The following is a 15,129-nucleotide window of genomic DNA, read 5'->3' as shown; positions in this document are numbered from 1 at the left end:
TGCCCGCCGATCGGTGCCGATCCGTGCCGGGGAACGGCCGGCGGCGACGCGCGCCTCCGCCCGGCGGCCCCTAGCATGTCAGCGTGCGGAGCAAGGCGGATCACACCGCGGCCATCCACCGGGACCGGAGGGCCGCCGTCGTCGTGAACACCAGGTCCAGGCGAGGCCGCCGCCGTTACGCGGAGGTGCTGCGGCTGCTGGAGGAAGGGGACTTCCGGCTCACCGGCGTCCATCCGGTGACCGACCCCTCGCGGCTGCGCGACGTGCTCACCCGGGCGCTCGACGCCGGGCCCGACCTCCTCGTGGTCGGCGGCGGAGACGGCACGCTGAGCAGCTCCGTCAGGCACGTGGCCGGCCGCGACGTCGCCCTCGGCGTGCTGCCCCTCGGCACCACCAACAACTTCGCCCGCAGCCTCGGGCTGCCGCTCGACCTCGCCGGGGCGGTCGGCGTGTTCAGCGGGGGCAAGGTGGCCGACATCGACCTCGGGATGTGCGGCGACCGGCCCTTCGCCAACCTCGCGAGCTTCGGCGTGTCGGTCGAGGTGGCCGGCACCGTCAGGCCGTGGGTCAAGCGCGTGCTCGGCCGGGCCGCCTACCCGCTGACCGCGCTCACGATCCTCCCGGCGCACCGGCCGTTCCGGGCGTACATCACCGTGGACGGCAAGCGGCACGAGCTGCTGACCCACCAGCTCAACATCGCCAACGGCCGGTTCCACGGCGGCTGGCAGATCGCCCGGGACGTCAGCATCGACAACCGCAGGCTCGTCGCCTACCAGCTCGGCTCCGGCAAGCGGCTGAGGCTGCTCGGGGAGACGCTCGTACGGGCGACCACCGGCAGATGGACGAGCCTCGCGGGCGGCCCGTTCGTGACCGGCCAGGAGATGCTGCTGGAGACCGACCCGCCGCTGGCCGCCGACATCGACGGCGAGGTGCGGCTGCGTACTCCGCTGGTGCTGAAGACCATCCCCAACGGCCTGCGGGTGATGGTCCCGCGCGACTTCGTCGACATCTGATCTTCGCGCGTCCCCCGCGCCCCCCTACAAGTCGTCCTCCTCGGCGGCGAAGGCCCGGTACGCGGGCCGCAGCAGGTCGAGCAGCGGGATGTGCCTGGCCTTGACCGGCGGCGGGTCGAGCGCGCGCAGCAACAGGTCGGAGGGCGAGCCGGGGTCGGCCGGCGGGCCGAGGCGGGCCGGTGAGGCGCCTGACTCGTAGAAGTCGCCGGCACGCTCCGCGAACGGGACGTCGGCCACGTCGAGCAGGGCCGGCTTCCCGCCGCCCTTCCCATCGGCCCGCCCGCCGGTGTGGCGGAGGGCGTCGAGCAGCGCGTCCCTGGCCATGCCCCGCCAGGCCAGCACCAGGAACGGGTCCTCGTCGAACGCCTCGGCCAGCAGGTAGAGCACCGCGGACAGGTGCTTGCAGGGGAACCCCCAGTCGGGGCAGGAGCACTCCATGTCCAGCCCGCGCTCGCCCGGGAAGAGCGGCAGCCCGGACTGTTCGAAGATGTCCTCGATCTCCGGCGGCATCTCCCCGGCGAGCAGCTTGGCGCGGTGTACGGCCCGCGCGCCCAGCGCCCTGGTCAGCTCCGCCCACTCGTCCGCGCCGTACGCCGTGATCCGCACGCTCACGTCGTACGGCTTGGGGCGCGAGCCCTGCACCCTGGCCTTCACGAGGCCGGGACCGAGGTCGAGGCCGAGCACCTGGCCCTGCCGCGCGTACGCGCGCCCCCGCCGCAGCCGGCCCGCGTCGCAGACGAGTTCGAGGATGTCGATGAACCGCCGCGACCACCACTGCTCGCCGATGGACCCCCGCTTCGAGCGCGCCCTGATGCCGCCGTCGACCCTGATGGGCCGTGCGGCCTCGAACCAGCCGTCCCGTCCGGCGGGCACTCAGCTCACCGCCTCGGGGGAGAGGCGGAACAGCTCGCGCAGTTCCGCCGTGGACAGCCCGGCGATCCAGTCCTCGCCCGTCCCGACGACGCTCTCGGCAAGGGCCTGCTTGCGCTCGATCATCTCGTCGATCCGCTCCTCCAGGGTGCCCACGCAGATGAACTTCCTGACCTGCACGTTCCGGGTCTGCCCGATGCGGAACGCCCGGTCGGTCGCCTGGTTCTCCACGGCCGGGTTCCACCACCGGTCCACGTGGACGACGTGATTGGCGGCGGTGAGGTTGAGCCCGGTGCCCGCCGCCCTGAGCGACAGCAGGAAGATCGTCGGCTCGTCGCCGGTCTGGAACCGCTCCACCAGCGCGTCGCGCGTCTTCTTCGGCAGCCTGCCGTGCAGCCACAGCACCGGGCGGTCGAGACGCGCCGCCAGGTAGGGCTGCAGCAACGAGCCGAACTCGGCGTACTGCGTGAAGACCAGCGCCTTGTCGCCCTCGCTGACGATCTCCTCGGCCAGTTCCTCCAGCCGGGCGAGCTTCCCCGACCGCCCGGCCAGCCGCGAGCCGTCCTTGAGCAGGTGGGCGGGGTGGTTGCAGACCTGCTTGAGCCGGGTCATCGCGGCCAGGACGTTCCCGCGCCGTTCGATGCCCTCGCTGCCGGCGATCCGGCCCATCATGTCCTCGACCACCGCCTGGTAGAGGCTCGCCTGCTCGGGGGTGAGCGTGCACCAGACCTTCATCTCCATCTTGTCCGGCAGGTCGGAGATGATCGTCTTGTCGGTCTTGAGGCGCCGGAGCACGAACGGGCCCGTGGCCCGCTTGAGCGCGGCGGTCGCCGCCTCGTCGCCGTGCCGTTCGATCGGCTCCTGGTAGCGGTCGCGGAAGGCCCTCGCCGGCCCGAGCAGACCGGGGTTGCAGAACTCCATGATCGACCACAGTTCGGCCAGATGGTTCTCGACCGGCGTGCCGGTCAGCGCCAGCCTCGTCCGCGCCGGGAGCGAGCGCACGGCCTGCGCCTGCCGCGCGGCCGAGTTCTTGACGGCCTGCGCCTCGTCGCAGACGACCCGGACCCACGAGAACCCGGCGAGGACGTCGCGGTCGCGCAGCGCCGTGCCGTACGTGGTGAGGACGATGTCGGCCGTTGCGACGCGCTCCGCCAGCTCCGCGCCGCGCAGGCGCCCCGAGCCGTGGTGGAGGTAGACCTCCAGGGACGGCGCGAACCGGGCGGCCTCCTTCTGCCAGTTGCTGAGCAGCGACATCGGGCAGACCAGCAGCGTCGCGCCTGAACGCTCCTCTTGCTCGCGTTCGCGCAGAAGAAGGGACAATGTCTGAAGTGTCTTACCTAATCCCATGTCGTCCGCGAGAATGCCGCCGAGTCCGATCTGGGACATGAAGGTGAGCCAGGCCAGGCCGCGCTCCTGGTACGGCCGGAGCGTGCCGTGGAAGGCGGCCGGGGTCGCGACGGGTTCGAGACGGTGGTCGGCCTCGCCGGACAGCAGGTCGCCGAGCAGGCCGTCGGCGTCCAAGCCGACGAGCGGCAGATCGTCGTCCCCGCCGTGCACCACCTCGCGGACGACCTCGCCGACGGTCATCTGGCCCGACCCGCGCCGCTCCACCGCCTTCAGCGCGGCCCCGAGCTGCCGGGCGTCCAGCTCGACCCACTGTCCCCGCAGCCGGACCAGCGGCACCTTGAGCCGGGCCAGCTCGGCCAGCTCCGCCTCGCTGATCGTCTCGTCGCCGACGGCCAGCTCGGCCCGGAAGTCCACCAGTTGCTCCAGCCCGAACCCCTGACCGACGGTGGAGCCCGGCCCGGAGGGCGACCGCGCGGTGAGCTTCAGGCCCAGCCGGGCGCGGCCCGCCCATGCGGGCAGCTGCACGCCGAACCCGGCCGCCTGGAGGAGCGGCGCGGCGTGTCGCAGGAAGTGGAAGGCGCCCTCCACGTCGAGGTCGACGTGCGCCGGCCGGGCCTCCCGCAGCGCGTCGTCGATCCTCGGATAGAGGCGGGCCGCCCGGCCCAGCCCGGCGAGCAGCGTCTCGTCCAGCCGTCCAGGGAGGCCGGGCATGGTCTCGCCCGCCCAGACGAGGGAGGCGGGCAGATAGAGGCTCGGGTCCTCGGCTGACTGAAGGGCGAACTCCACCCGCCACCTGCCGCCGGGTTCGGGTTCGGGCTCGACGAGGCGGAAGCACACCCGGACCGGGCCGTCGAGCTGGTGAGCCGCCCGGAACCAGTCCTGCAGCGGCCGGGCCAGCGCCTCCGCCTCCTCCCGCCGGGCCCCCGGAAGGTCCGCCGCGTCGCCGGTGAGCGCCACCGTCCACCGGTCGGCCAGGGGAGAGCGCCGCCCCGGCCGGTGCCCGCCCAGCAGGCGCTCCGGCAGCGCCTGCCGTACGGCGGCGTCGGTGAGACCCGCCAGCGCCTCGATCAGCACGTGGGCGGACGGACGCTCCTCCTCCACGGCCCGGCAGACCGGCGGCATCGCGGCGGCGAGCTCCCGGAAGCGGTCGGCGTGCGGCCCGGTCAGCACCGGCCGCCAGCGCGCCGCGTAGCCGCCGTCCTCGGTGACGAGCTGGGGCAGCACCCTGCCCCGCCGCACCAGCTCCCGCGCGTGGGCCGCGACGAGCGCGAGATAACGCAGGGACGGGCCGGCGAGAAGGTCGGCGGGGTGGTCGTCCGGTTCCGGTGACTCCACCGGCGGGTGGGCCGCCTCGCCGAACGTGGTCAGCAGGCGCATCGCCGCGCCGGCGTCCAGGAGTAACGCGGGCACCCGCCACGGCCTGATTCCGGGCCGGCGCGCGACGACCTGCAGCCCGGTCTCCGGTGAGGGCAGGGGACTGGACGCCGAACCGGGCAGGAGCAGCACCACCTCGCCCGGCACGGCCTTTCCGGCCGCTTCGGCGGCCGCGTCTCCCCAGCCGGGCAGCGCGGCGGCGAGAGCGTTCGCCGGGGCGGCGAAGGGATGGGGCCGAATCCTGGCCCGGGAGGTCACCGGCTCCGCGCCGGCCGTCTCCTCCGCCCAGAGCACGAGCCGCCCGCCGTCCCAGGCCGCGTGTAGCACGAGCACGCCGTCTCCTCCCGCCACCCCGGAACGCTAGCAGCGGTCCCGGAACCCTCAGACCGCGTGACGCCGACCGCCCAGCCAGGACCGCCACAGCCGCTCCCGGCCGCCGCCCTCAGGGCCGACCGTTGATCCTCGTCGACGCTGGGTGACCCAGCGCGGCAAGGCTGATGAGACGGATCCCATTTTCCGCGCCTTGGTCGGCGTCGGCTCGGCAGAAGGCTACGGAGTCTCGGATCTACCGTTGCTTTGTCGGCCCCTTCTGTAATCATTCAGTTTCACTGGGTGATGAAGGCTGATCTGGGAGGGCCGAAATGCCACGAGCGTGACGGTGACCTGTCGAGATGGGAGCGCGGGCTGGCCCGGCCGCATATGGATGTGGTTGCGCGGCTGGACGCGGTGCTGAACGCGGGTCAGCAGCTTGTGGCCCTGCACGCCACTGTCGTGGAGCTCGACCGGCTGCGTACGGTGTCGATGAGCAGACCGGCCGAGGAGGAGGTCGCCACGGAACGCCGTCGCCTTCTGCAACTGGCCGCCGCCGGAATCAGCGCGCTGGGCGTGTGCGGGGAGCCTGTCCGCAGGCTGCTTGACCAGTCCCTCGGTCAGGACTTCCGCGGCATGGAGGAGTGGGAACTGGCATGCGCGGATCATCTGTACGCGCTGCGGACCCGTCCTCCGGCGCAGGTGGCCGCCGATCTCCTGGTCGATTTGCTGGCGCTGCGACGGCAACTGGAGGCGGCGACCCCGGCTGACGCGGTCGAGCTGCAGCGCTTCACCGCCGCGCTGGCGTCCGTCCACGCCAACGCGCTGACCCGTCTGGGCGAGCACGGGGGAGCGCTGCGCTGGTGGCATACGGCGCGACAGGCGGCCGACGCCTCGGGAGATCTGCGGTTGCGGCTGCTCGTCCGTGGCGAGGAGGCCGGTCACGGCCTGTACGGCCAGCGCGATCCGGAGACGGTCCTGCGCCTTCTCGACAGCGCCGAGCGGATCGCGAGCGGCCCCAGCATCGACCTGCTGACCAGCCGGGCGAAGGCGCTGACGCTGCTCGGCAGGCACGACGAGGCGTGTCGGACGGTGAAGACTCTGGTCGTGCTCGCCGGAGCGGGCGTTGTGCCGGACTCCTTCGGCTTCTGGAAACCGGACCAGATCCACTTCGCGGAGAGCTGGGTCTACGCCGGTGCTGGTGCCGAGCCGGCGGCGGACCGGGCCCGTGAGGACGTCCTCAGTCTCGCTCGCACCTACCAGTATGGCGCCAACGTCCGGCTCCACGAGGCGCTCTGCACGGTCGCCCGGGGCGGCGTCGACGAGGGGATGCGGTTGGCGGCAGGGGTGATCGAGCCGCTGCCGGTCGCCTACCGCAGCCACCACATCATCGAGACCGGGCGCATGGTGCTGCGTGCTGTACCGCGCGAAAGGCGCGAGCGTCCCGCCGTCGGCGAGTTTCGCGAGATCCTCGCCCGCCGGTCCGCCGGCGGGGACGCATAGCTCGTTTTGCCGATACGTCAAGCAGCCGCAGGCCGCAGGCCGGAGGCGATGCTTGCGGGCGAAGAGGTTCACCAGTAGCTCGCGCCCGGCTCGCGTATTCAAGCAGAAGCGCCTTGATCTTCAATACAGCCACCTGGCAGCCGTCACTGTTGAAGCCTGACGTAATAAGGCATCCAGGCACCGCTTCGCTTGCGGCAGGATTCGTCGGCCTCTGCGGGGGATGAAAGGCCGGTCAGGCGGGCGGAGGGGAATCGGCTGTGGTGTAGCGGCGCAGGGCTTCGGCGTCGAGCGGAGTCCCGGGAAGGGGTGACCCCCGGTCGGCGCGCAGGCCGTCCAGCATGATCTCCACCACGCGCGCCATGGCCTCCTCACCGGGCACGGCCGATGGCGTGTAGACGTGCAGGGTCATCAGCAGGGCGAAGTCGCCGGGCCCGATGTCGGCCCGCAACGCGCCGTCCGCCTGCGCCCGTTCGATCATCCGCAGGACCGCGGTGACGATACCCTGCCGGATCTCGTGCAGGTCGGCGCCGGCGCGCAGCCGCTGGTGCAGGGCTGGTTCGACCTTCGCGGCGAGCACGCCCAGCCGCAGGGCGACCGCGCCGCGCAGGAAGCGGCACAGCGCGTGCCAGGCGTCCGGCTCCTCCCGCCCGGCGGTCTCCACCAGGTCCGCCAGGCGGCGGAGGCTCTCCTCGCCGACGGCGCGCAGCAGTGCGTCCCGGTCGGGAAAGCGGCGGTAGAGCGTGCCGACGCCCACGCCCGCCCGGCGGGCGACCTCCTCCAGCGGCACGTCGACGTTCTGCTCCAGGAACAGCTCGCGGGCCGCGGCGACGATCAGATCCCGGTTGCGGCGCGCGTCGGCGCGCAGCCCTTTCTCCACGATCACCTCAGAAGAAGAATCTGGACGATTTTCCTCCGGTTAGGATACCGTCCAACATGCGGAGGAAATCCCTCCGGTTGGGGGTGTGTCATGAGCACGGTACTGATCTCGGGGGCCGGGATCGCGGGACCGACGCTGGCCTACTGGCTGGCCAGGCACGGGTTCGGGGTCACGGTCGTGGAACGTGCGGAGGAGGTGCGGTCCAGCGGCAACCCGGTGGACGTCAGGGGAGCCGCCGTCGCGGTCGCCGAACGGATGGGCGTCCTGCCCCGGCTGCACCAGGCAGCCACGGGGACGACCGGGGTCAGCTTCGTCGACGCGGCGGGCCGGCGGGTCGCCCGGATGGACATGCGCGCCGTACAGCGGCGAGGTGAGGTCGAGGTGGCGCGCGGCGACCTCGCGTCGATCCTGCACGAGGCGAGCCGCGACCACGCCGAGTTTCTCTTCGACGACTCCGTCACGGCGCTCGCCCAGGACGAGCACGGGGTGGACGTCACCTTCGAGCGTGCCGCCCCCCGCCGCTTCGACCTGGTGATCGGAGCCGACGGCCTGCACTCGGTGACGCGGCGCCTGACGTTCGGCCAAGAGGGCGGCGTCGTGCGCCACATGGGCCTCTACGTCGCGACGACGCCACTCGGCGGCGAGGCGGTGGCCGGAGACGGCCGGGACATCCTCATGCACAACACCCCCGGCAGGGCGGTCGCCGTCAGCCCCATGTCCGCGGGCGCGTTCTTCCTCTACCGGAGCCCGGCGGAGCCCGGATTCGACCACCGCGACAGCGAGCAGCACAAGCGGATGCTGACCACCGCCTTCGCGGACGTGTCCTGGCGGGCGCCGGAACTGCTCGAACGGGTGCGTACGGCCGACGACCTCTACTTCGACTCCGTCAGTCAGGTGCGCCTGCCCCGCTGGTGGAAGGGCCGGGTCGCGCTCCTCGGCGACGCCGCCTCCTGCGTGTCGCTGTTCGGGGACGGCTCCACGCTGGCGATGACGGGGGCGTTCACCCTCGCCGAGGCGCTGGCCGCCCATCCCGGCGACCCCGGCGCGGCCTTCCGCCGGTACGAGACCACCCACCGGCGCCTGGTGGAGCCCAAGCAGCGCGCCGTCGGGCAGGCGTCGGCGCTCCTGGCCCCCGCGACGCGAGGCGGCATCGTGGCCCGCAACCTCGCCACCCGCCTGTGGCCCGCCGTAACCGCCGCCACCCGCCTCAGACAGGCCCTCGCCCGTTGACGCTGATCGCTTGACCCGTAACGGATAGCGGAAAGTGATGTAGACACGAACATCTGGGCGTACGCAAAGATCGACCGCGCCGAGCGCAAGGCGATCCGGAAGGCCAGTGGCGAGGATCTGCAGAGGCTCTTCGATCACGTCCTGAGTTCGCGTACCTTCACTGCCGCCCTGGCGATCGATCACAGCGTCGAGATCAGCGCGGAGGTCCGGGCGGCGCGGCCCAAGGCGGCCCCGGCGGCGGTGGCACAGCCGGTGGAGGCGCCCAAGGTGGCGGCCAGCCAGGCGATCCACATCAAGGCGGACCGCGTGCAGAACGCCGGGACCTTAGCCGCCGCCTGCTGACCGAGTGATCGCCTCGGCGCCGGTCCCGCCGTCGATCACACCGGGGGTACGGCGACGGAGCCTCCGAGGTCAGGTCGCGGTCAGGCCATGACCCGGGGGTGGAAGCCGGAGGTGTGCCAGGTGGCGCCGGAGGGGGTGACGGCGAAGGCCTCGTAGCCGTGCAGTCCCTCCACCCAGTCTCTGGCGGCGGCGCCCATGGCGAAGGCGCTCGTGGCGTACGCGTCAGCCAGGGCGAGATCGGGCCCGGCCACCGTTACGGAGGCCAGCCCGGTCGCCGGGCGGCCCGTGTGCGGGTCGACGACGTGCGCGCCGCGTTCGGCGGTGCCCGAGGTCGCCACGGCGAGGTCGGTCCCCGACACCACGGCGGCGAGCTCGCCCGGACGGAGCGGGTGGGCGACGCCGACCCGCCAGGACCGGCCCGGCGCGGGGGAGCCGGACAGCCGGATGTCCCCGCCGCCGTTCACACAGTGGTCGGAGGCGCCCGCCTCGCGCAGGATGGCCGAGGCGCGCTCGACCGCCCAGCCCTTGACGAGGGCGGAGGGATCGAGGCGGCCCCCGGGACGAAGGGTGAAGTAGCCGCGGGAGACCAGCGCCACCGACTCGCAGAGGCGCAGGACGTCCGCCACCTCCCCGGGGCAGCCGGCCAGGGTGATCTCACCCCGGGCCAGGCGGCTCACCGGGCTGTCCGGCCGGTACGTCGAGAAGACCTCGTCCACGTGGTGCAGCCAGGCCACCGCCTCCGCGACACATGGCCCGGGGCCGGCGGCACGTACGTCGAAGGAGAAGACGGTTCCCATGACGTGCTCGGTGTGGCGCATCAGAGACCGGCCCTGTCGAGGGCGCTCTGCAGCGAGCGGATGTAGCCGTCACTCGTGTAGGTGGCGCCGGAGACCACGTCGATCTGGGCCGACCCGGCCGACAGCGCCTCCTCGTCGAGGATCGGCAGCGCCTCGTTGTTGATCGCGATGTCCCGGTGGTTGTTCCGCGGGGCCACCAGCACCCTGATCCCGGCCATCTTCCCGCCCGAGACCACGATCTCCACCTGCACCGGCCCCCACCGGGTGTCGGCGGAGTCACCGGTGACCGTCTTCTCCCCGCTGGTGGCGCCGGCGGCGGCGCCCGCCCCGCTCCAGCCTCCCTGTACGTCTTGGGAACGTGTTTCCTGGGAACCGGTGGAGTCCGGGAATCCCCGGCCGAGGCGGTCGCCGTCCTCGTCGCCGTCGTCCCCGGGGCCGGAGCCGCCGGGGTCTGAGCCGCCGGGGTCCGAGCCGGCTCCCTCGGTCACGGCGGCGGGGCGCGCGGCGGGCGAGGTCACCTCGTGGGGCTTGAACGACAGCAGCAGCACGAGGCCGACGGCGGTCGCGAGCACGGCCAGAACGGCTCTTCGCATGGAACGTCCAATCCGGAGGGGCTGGTCAGAACTCGAACGACTCGTGGTGGACGCGGCGGCGGGGGACCCCGGCGGCGCGCAGCGCGGCGATGACGGCGGCGGTCATCCCGTCGGGCCCGCAGACGTACACCTCGTGGTCGCGCAGGCCGGGCACGAGCGAGGCCAGCGTCTCGGGCCTGAAGGGGTCGCCGACGAGGGCGCGCGCGCCGACGCAGTAGTGCAGGGTCGCGCCCCGCGCCGCCGCGATCTCCTCCAGTTCGGACCGGAAGACCAGGTCTCCCGCGTCACGGGCACGGTAGAGGAGGGTCAGGTCGCCGGGGGCGGCGGGCAGCGCCTCGAACAGCGCGCGCATCGGGGTGATGCCGATGCCGCCCGCGACGAGCAGGACCCTGCGCGCGCGGCGCGCCCGCCCGGTCAGCGCGCCGTACGGGCCCTCGGCGAGCACGCGGGTGCCCGGCCGCAGGTGGGCGAGGGAGCGGCTCTGGTCGCCCAGGTCCTTCACGGTGATCCGCAGTTCGCCGTTCCGCGGCGGGGCCGACAGCGAGTAGGGGTTGGGAGACCACCACAGGTCCCTGGTGAGGAACCGCCAGCGGAAGAACTGGCCCGGCTCGGCCCGCAGCCGGTCGAGCCGCCGCCCCGTGACGTGGACGCTGACGAGGCCGGGCGCCTCCCGCACCACCCGCGCGACCCGGAGCCGGTGGCGCAGCGCCAGCCGTACGGGCGTGAGGAAGCGAAACCAGACCAGCAGCGCGGCGACGCCCAGATAGAGGGCGTACCACGCGACCCGCGCGGGCCGGTCGCCGATGAACTCCTCGCCGGTGGCCAGCTGGTGGCCGAAGGCCAGCCAGGTGGCCAGATAGGTGTAGAAGTGCAGGTGGAACCACGTCTCGTACCGCATCTTCGGGCGGATCCGGCGGGCGGAGACGACGCCGACGCCCACCAGGAGCAGCAGCGCCACCGTGGCCCTGAGCACGTCCGGATAGGTCAGGTTGAGCGTGACCGTCTCGCTCACCACGTCGGTGTGCTCGGTCACGGCGTAGCCCCAGGTGATCAGCAGCACGTGGGCGACCGACAGGCCGACCACGTAGCGGCCGCCCATCGAGTGCCAGCGGGCGAGCCGGTCCGCGCCGACCCCGCGTTCCAGCGCCGGGACGCGGGCCATCAGCGCCAGCAGGACGGCGATCGCGTAGCCGGCGAGCAGTCCGGTGACCCGGCCCGCGTTGCTCAGCCAGCCGTCGAGGCCGGCGACCACGGGCGTGTGCGCCCACCACAGACCGGCGACGGCGACCACGCCCGCGGCGATCACCGCGAGGACCGCCTCCGGGCGGGCGCGCATCCCCCGGGGCGGGGGTTGCGCGTGCCCGGCGGTGACCGCGCGGCCGGTGAAGGTCGTGGTCAAAGGTGCCTCCCTTTCCTCGTACGTGACTCACGGTGCCAACCGAACCTCTCGTTTTCCTATGAACCGGAGCATGCCAGGACCTTTCATAGGATTTTCAGAGCGTTCTCAGAGGAAGCGCCGGAGCGGAGGGGAGGACCCTGGCATCATCATGCGTACGACTTCGAACGGCCTGCCTGAGCTGGTCCGCCCCGACGGGACGCCCGTGCGCGTCCTCGTGGTCGACGACGAGCCCGACCTCGTCGAGGTCCTGGGCGCTGTCCTGAAATACGAGGGGTGGGACGTGCGCACCGCCGGCGACGGCGCGTCGGCGGTGCGCACCGCCCGCGAGTTCCTGCCGGACGCGGTGCTGCTGGACGTGATGCTGCCCGACTTCGACGGGCTGGAGGTGCTGCGCCGCCTCCGCACGGAGGTCCCGGACGTCTGCGTGCTGTTCCTCACCGCCCGCGACTCCGTCGAGGACCGCATCGCGGGGATCACCGCGGGCGGGGACGACTACGTGACCAAGCCGTTCAGCCTGGAGGAGGTGCTCGCCCGGCTGCGCGGGCTGCTGCGCCGCGCGGGGATGGCGCGCACGGCCGAGGGCGACCGGCTGACGGTCGGCGACCTCGTGATGGACGAGGACGCCCGCGAGGTGACCCGGGGCGGGGAGCTCGTCGACCTCACCCCGACCGAGTTCGAGCTGCTGCGCTTCCTCATGCGCAATCCCCGGCGGGTGCTCAGCAAGGCGCAGATCCTCGACCGGGTCTGGTCGTACGACTTCGGCGGGCAGGCGCACGTGGTCGAGCTGTACATCAGCTATCTCCGCAAGAAGATCGACGCGGGCCGGCCGGCGCTGATCCACACCGTGCGGGGCGTCGGATACGTCCTCAAGCCGTGAGGGTGAAGGTGAGGATGCGGGTGCGGCCGCCGCGCACGCTGCGCGCCCGGCTGGTCGCCGGGACGCTGGTGCTGCTCGTGCTGGCCTGCGCGGCGGCGGGCGCCGCGTCCTCCCTGCTGCTCGAACGCTTCATGGTGGACCAGGTGGACCAGCAGCTCGGCATGCAGGCCGGCCGGTACGCGGCCAGCCTGGAGCACGAGGAGCGCGAGGAACACCCCCGCGGGGACGCCGGGCGGAGCCCGTTCGGCGACGAGCGCGGGGACACCCGCGGGCAGGCGCCCGGCACCCTCGGCGTCCGCGTCGTGAACGGCCGGGCGGGCACGCCCGCCGTGGTGGGCCAGGCCGACCCGTCCCTGCCGGCGGCCGACGAGAGGGCGCTGGCCTCCGTGCCGCCCGACGGCGCCGGGCACACCCTGGCCCTGTCGCGGCTCGGGCGGTACCGCCTGATGGCCGTGCGGAGCTCCGGCGGGGCCGTCCTCCTCACCGGCCTGCCGCTGGCGGACGTGCACACCACGGTCCGTCGTCTGCAACTGGCGGAGATCGCGGTGTTCGCCGTCATCGTGCTCGTGACCGGCGTCGCCGGGGCCGTGTGGGTGCGGCTCTCGCTGCGCCCGCTGGACCGGGTCGCGGCCACCGCCCGGCGCGTCGCCCGCCTGCCGCTGTCGGACGGCGAGGTGGCGCTGCCCGACCGGGTGCCCGATGAGGACCCCCGTACGGAGATCGGGCAGGTGGGGCAGGCCTTCAACCGCATGCTCGGCCACGTCGGGCAGGCGCTCGCCCACCGTCACGCCAGCGAGGAACGCATGCGCACCTTCGCCGCCGACGCCAGCCACGAACTGCGCACCCCGCTCGCGACCGTCCGCGCCCACGTCCAGCTCGCCCGGCGCGACCCCGCGGAGGTGCCCCCGAACGTGCGGCACGCTCTGGAGCGCGCCGACGCGGAGTCGTCCCGCATGGGCACGCTGGTCGACGACCTGCTGCTGCTGACCCGGCTCGACGCGGGCCGGCCGCTCGCCCGGAAGGAGGTGGACCTGACCCGGATGGCGATCGACGCCACCGGCGACGCCCGCGTCTACGCTCCCGGCCACCGCTGGCGGCTGGACCTGCCCGAGGAGCCCGTCCTGGTCCCCGGCGACCCCGACCGGCTGCACCAGGTGGTCGTCAATCTTCTGAGCAACGCCCGCGCACACACCCCGCCCGGCACGACCGTCACCGTGGCGCTGCGTGAGGAGGCCGCGCGTGAGGTGGCCGCGCGTGAGGAGGCGCTGCGTGAGAGTGCGGCACGTGAAGGGAAGCCGGGCGGGCCCGGCTCCGGTTCCGGACGGGCCGAGCTGACCGTGACCGACGACGGCCCGGGTATCCCCGCGGACCTCCAGGGCGAGGTCTTCGAACGCTTCGTCCGCGCCGACAAGGCGCGCTCGCGCGCCTCCGGCGGCAGCGGCCTCGGGCTCGCGATCGTCCGGGCGGTCGTGGCCGCCCATGGAGGAACGGTCGACGTCGAGAGCCGCCCCGGCCGCACCGTCTTCCGGGTGATCCTGCCGAGCCTGCCCTCCGCGTGACACCCTGCTGACCCGAACCCCCATTCGAGGGGGTGGCCTGAAACATATGTTGCATATGAGGAATACTTGGCTGAGTGGGGGGCAGGGGGGTCTTTCTGCGCGGGGCCCCCGCCATTAGAGAGGTGTGCAATGACCGCGACCGCTATCGAGCGCCGCAACCTGGACGGGCTCGCCCATCCCTGGCCTGACGACCGCTACGAGGTCAGGTGCGACAGGGAGAGCCCGTACACCGGTAGCCGTGACCGCTACCACTATGCGAAGAACGCGGTGGAGTCCGCGAAGGCGCTGGAGAGAGCGGGGCTGGCCCGCCGTGTGGTGGTCGTCAGGCTTGCGGACGAGACCGTCATCTACGACCGGGTCGGCGACGTGGACCTGCCGCCGGAAGCCTGGTGAACGAGTCCGGCGAAGCTTGGTGAACCGCGCCTGCCGTGCCGCACGGCCCGGCACATGACGACGATCCCCCGGGAGGAGGACTCCCGGGGGATCGTCGTGTGACCGACGCCTTCAGGCGCCGGTCACGAGGGTGTGCAGGTGACGGAGGGGGCGGCGCCGCCGCCCCCGCTGGTCAGGAGGCTGAAGACGGCCGAGCCGCCCATCGGGAGGGCGCCGTTGTAGCTCTCGTTGCCGAACGCGTAGATGCCCGGCAGGCCGATCACCGGAAGTGACACGGCTCCGCCGACCTGGTTGACGACGGTGCCGTCGGTGTAACGCCACGACACGCGCCAGCCCTTGATGGCCGACGACCCGCTGTTGCGCACGGTCACCTGCACGAGCGCGCCGTGGCTCTGCGAACCACCCCACACACTGGTGATCACGTAGCTCGCCGTGCAGCCGATCGAGTCGGCGGCTGCCGGAGCGGCCGTGGCCGCCACGGTGGCGGTCACGGTGGCGGTCACGGTCCCCGCGGAGGCCAGGGCCAGCGCCGCCGCGGCGATTGTCGTCCTGAACATCGAGCCTTCCTTTCCTCGGTGATGTCCGTATGGGTGGTGCCGGCGTGCCAGGAGAAAGGTGGATGCCCGCCTTCCCCAGAGAGGGGTCC

At 72.9% G+C, this 15,129-nt stretch carries 13 protein-coding genes; 6 read left to right on the top strand and 7 right to left on the bottom strand.

Annotation, left to right across the window (positions count from 1 at the left end; all coding sequences use genetic code 11):
* Positions 1 to 83 precede the first annotated feature (83 nt).
* A complete protein-coding gene (locus OG344_RS29975; RefSeq protein WP_405085955.1) occupies positions 84 to 1,013 on the top strand; it encodes a diacylglycerol/lipid kinase family protein in 930 nt (309 codons plus the stop codon).
* Between the two features lie 24 nt (positions 1,014 to 1,037).
* Here the strand turns inward: OG344_RS29975 and OG344_RS29970 are convergent, their stop codons facing one another.
* Positions 1,038 to 1,886: an SWIM zinc finger family protein gene (locus OG344_RS29970; RefSeq protein WP_405085954.1), complete on the bottom strand. Its 849-nt coding sequence runs from the start codon at positions 1,884 to 1,886 to the stop codon at positions 1,038 to 1,040.
* Positions 1,887 to 4,937, bottom strand: coding sequence for a DEAD/DEAH box helicase (locus OG344_RS29965; RefSeq protein WP_405085953.1), 3,051 nt, complete (start codon positions 4,935 to 4,937; stop codon positions 1,887 to 1,889). It lies immediately after the preceding gene.
* Between the two features lie 372 nt (positions 4,938 to 5,309).
* Here OG344_RS29965 and OG344_RS29960 point away from each other — a divergent pair, with 372 nt between their 5' ends.
* The gene (locus OG344_RS29960) at positions 5,310 to 6,416 is read left to right on the top strand and encodes a hypothetical protein (RefSeq protein WP_405085952.1); all 1,107 of its coding nucleotides are present in this window, start codon (positions 5,310 to 5,312) and stop codon (positions 6,414 to 6,416) included.
* Between the two features lie 232 nt (positions 6,417 to 6,648).
* Here the strand turns inward: OG344_RS29960 and OG344_RS29955 are convergent, their stop codons facing one another.
* On the bottom strand, positions 6,649 to 7,299 hold the full coding sequence (locus OG344_RS29955; RefSeq protein WP_405085951.1) for a TetR/AcrR family transcriptional regulator: 651 nt from the start codon (positions 7,297 to 7,299) through the stop codon (positions 6,649 to 6,651).
* 84 nt (positions 7,300 to 7,383) lie between these two features.
* Here OG344_RS29955 and OG344_RS29950 point away from each other — a divergent pair, with 84 nt between their 5' ends.
* A complete protein-coding gene (locus OG344_RS29950) occupies positions 7,384 to 8,523 on the top strand; it encodes an FAD-dependent monooxygenase (protein WP_405085950.1) in 1,140 nt (379 codons plus the stop codon).
* A 422-nt stretch (positions 8,524 to 8,945) separates the two neighbouring features.
* Here the strand turns inward: OG344_RS29950 and OG344_RS29945 are convergent, their stop codons facing one another.
* The 3 genes from OG344_RS29945 to OG344_RS29935 are packed head-to-tail and all read right to left on the bottom strand — an operon-like array spanning position 8,946 to position 11,654.
* On the bottom strand, positions 8,946 to 9,662 hold the full coding sequence (locus tag OG344_RS29945; RefSeq protein ID WP_405085949.1) for an FAD:protein FMN transferase: 717 nt from the start codon (positions 9,660 to 9,662) through the stop codon (positions 8,946 to 8,948).
* 20 nt (positions 9,663 to 9,682) lie between these two features.
* Positions 9,683 to 10,255 carry an FMN-binding protein gene (locus tag OG344_RS29940; protein ID WP_405085948.1) on the bottom strand — a complete coding sequence of 191 codons (573 nt, stop codon included), beginning with the start codon at positions 10,253 to 10,255 and terminating at the stop codon, positions 9,683 to 9,685.
* Positions 10,256 to 10,280: 25 nt separating this feature from the next.
* Positions 10,281 to 11,654 (bottom strand): ferric reductase-like transmembrane domain-containing protein, encoded by a 1,374-nt coding sequence (locus OG344_RS29935; RefSeq protein WP_405085947.1) that lies wholly within the window; start codon positions 11,652 to 11,654, stop codon positions 10,281 to 10,283.
* A 148-nt stretch (positions 11,655 to 11,802) separates the two neighbouring features.
* Here OG344_RS29935 and OG344_RS29930 point away from each other — a divergent pair, with 148 nt between their 5' ends.
* The 3 genes from OG344_RS29930 to OG344_RS29920 all read left to right on the top strand — a co-directional run bounded on the left by OG344_RS29930 (position 11,803) and on the right by OG344_RS29920 (position 14,483).
* Entirely contained in the window at positions 11,803 to 12,531 is a 729-nt protein-coding gene (locus OG344_RS29930; RefSeq protein WP_405085946.1) for a response regulator transcription factor, read from the top strand.
* Positions 12,528 to 14,090: a sensor histidine kinase gene (locus OG344_RS29925; RefSeq protein ID WP_405085945.1), complete on the top strand. Its 1,563-nt coding sequence runs from the start codon at positions 12,528 to 12,530 to the stop codon at positions 14,088 to 14,090. The genes OG344_RS29930 and OG344_RS29925 overlap by 4 nt, the downstream gene beginning before the upstream one ends.
* Before the next feature lie 129 nt (positions 14,091 to 14,219).
* Entirely contained in the window at positions 14,220 to 14,483 is a 264-nt protein-coding gene (locus OG344_RS29920; RefSeq protein ID WP_327046564.1) for a hypothetical protein, read from the top strand.
* A 122-nt stretch (positions 14,484 to 14,605) separates the two neighbouring features.
* Here the strand turns inward: OG344_RS29920 and OG344_RS29915 are convergent, their stop codons facing one another.
* Entirely contained in the window at positions 14,606 to 15,040 is a 435-nt protein-coding gene (locus tag OG344_RS29915) for a cellulose binding domain-containing protein (protein WP_405085944.1), read from the bottom strand.
* Positions 15,041 to 15,129: the final 89 nt, after the last annotated feature.

This window comes from Microbispora sp. NBC_01389, assembly GCF_045040095.1.
Lineage (GTDB): Bacteria > Actinomycetota > Actinomycetes > Streptosporangiales > Streptosporangiaceae > Microbispora.
The sequence above is the reverse complement of the archived record's forward strand: the minus strand, read 5'-3'. Positions and strand labels throughout refer to the sequence as shown.

Bases quoted from the DNA above. Each gene is read 5' to 3' on its own strand.
- OG344_RS29950 (WP_405085950.1), top strand. From the start codon at position 7,384: ATGAGCACGGTACTGATCTCGGGGGCCGGGATCGCGGGACCGACGCTG.
- OG344_RS29945 (WP_405085949.1), bottom strand. From the start codon at position 9,662: ATGGGAACCGTCTTCTCCTTCGACGTACGTGCCGCCGGCCCCGGGCCA.
- OG344_RS29940 (WP_405085948.1), bottom strand. From the start codon at position 10,255: ATGCGAAGAGCCGTTCTGGCCGTGCTCGCGACCGCCGTCGGCCTCGTG.
- OG344_RS29930 (WP_405085946.1), top strand. From the start codon at position 11,803: ATGCGTACGACTTCGAACGGCCTGCCTGAGCTGGTCCGCCCCGACGGG.
- OG344_RS29920 (WP_327046564.1), top strand. From the start codon at position 14,220: ATGACCGCGACCGCTATCGAGCGCCGCAACCTGGACGGGCTCGCCCAT.
- OG344_RS29915 (WP_405085944.1), bottom strand. From the start codon at position 15,040: ATGTTCAGGACGACAATCGCCGCGGCGGCGCTGGCCCTGGCCTCCGCG.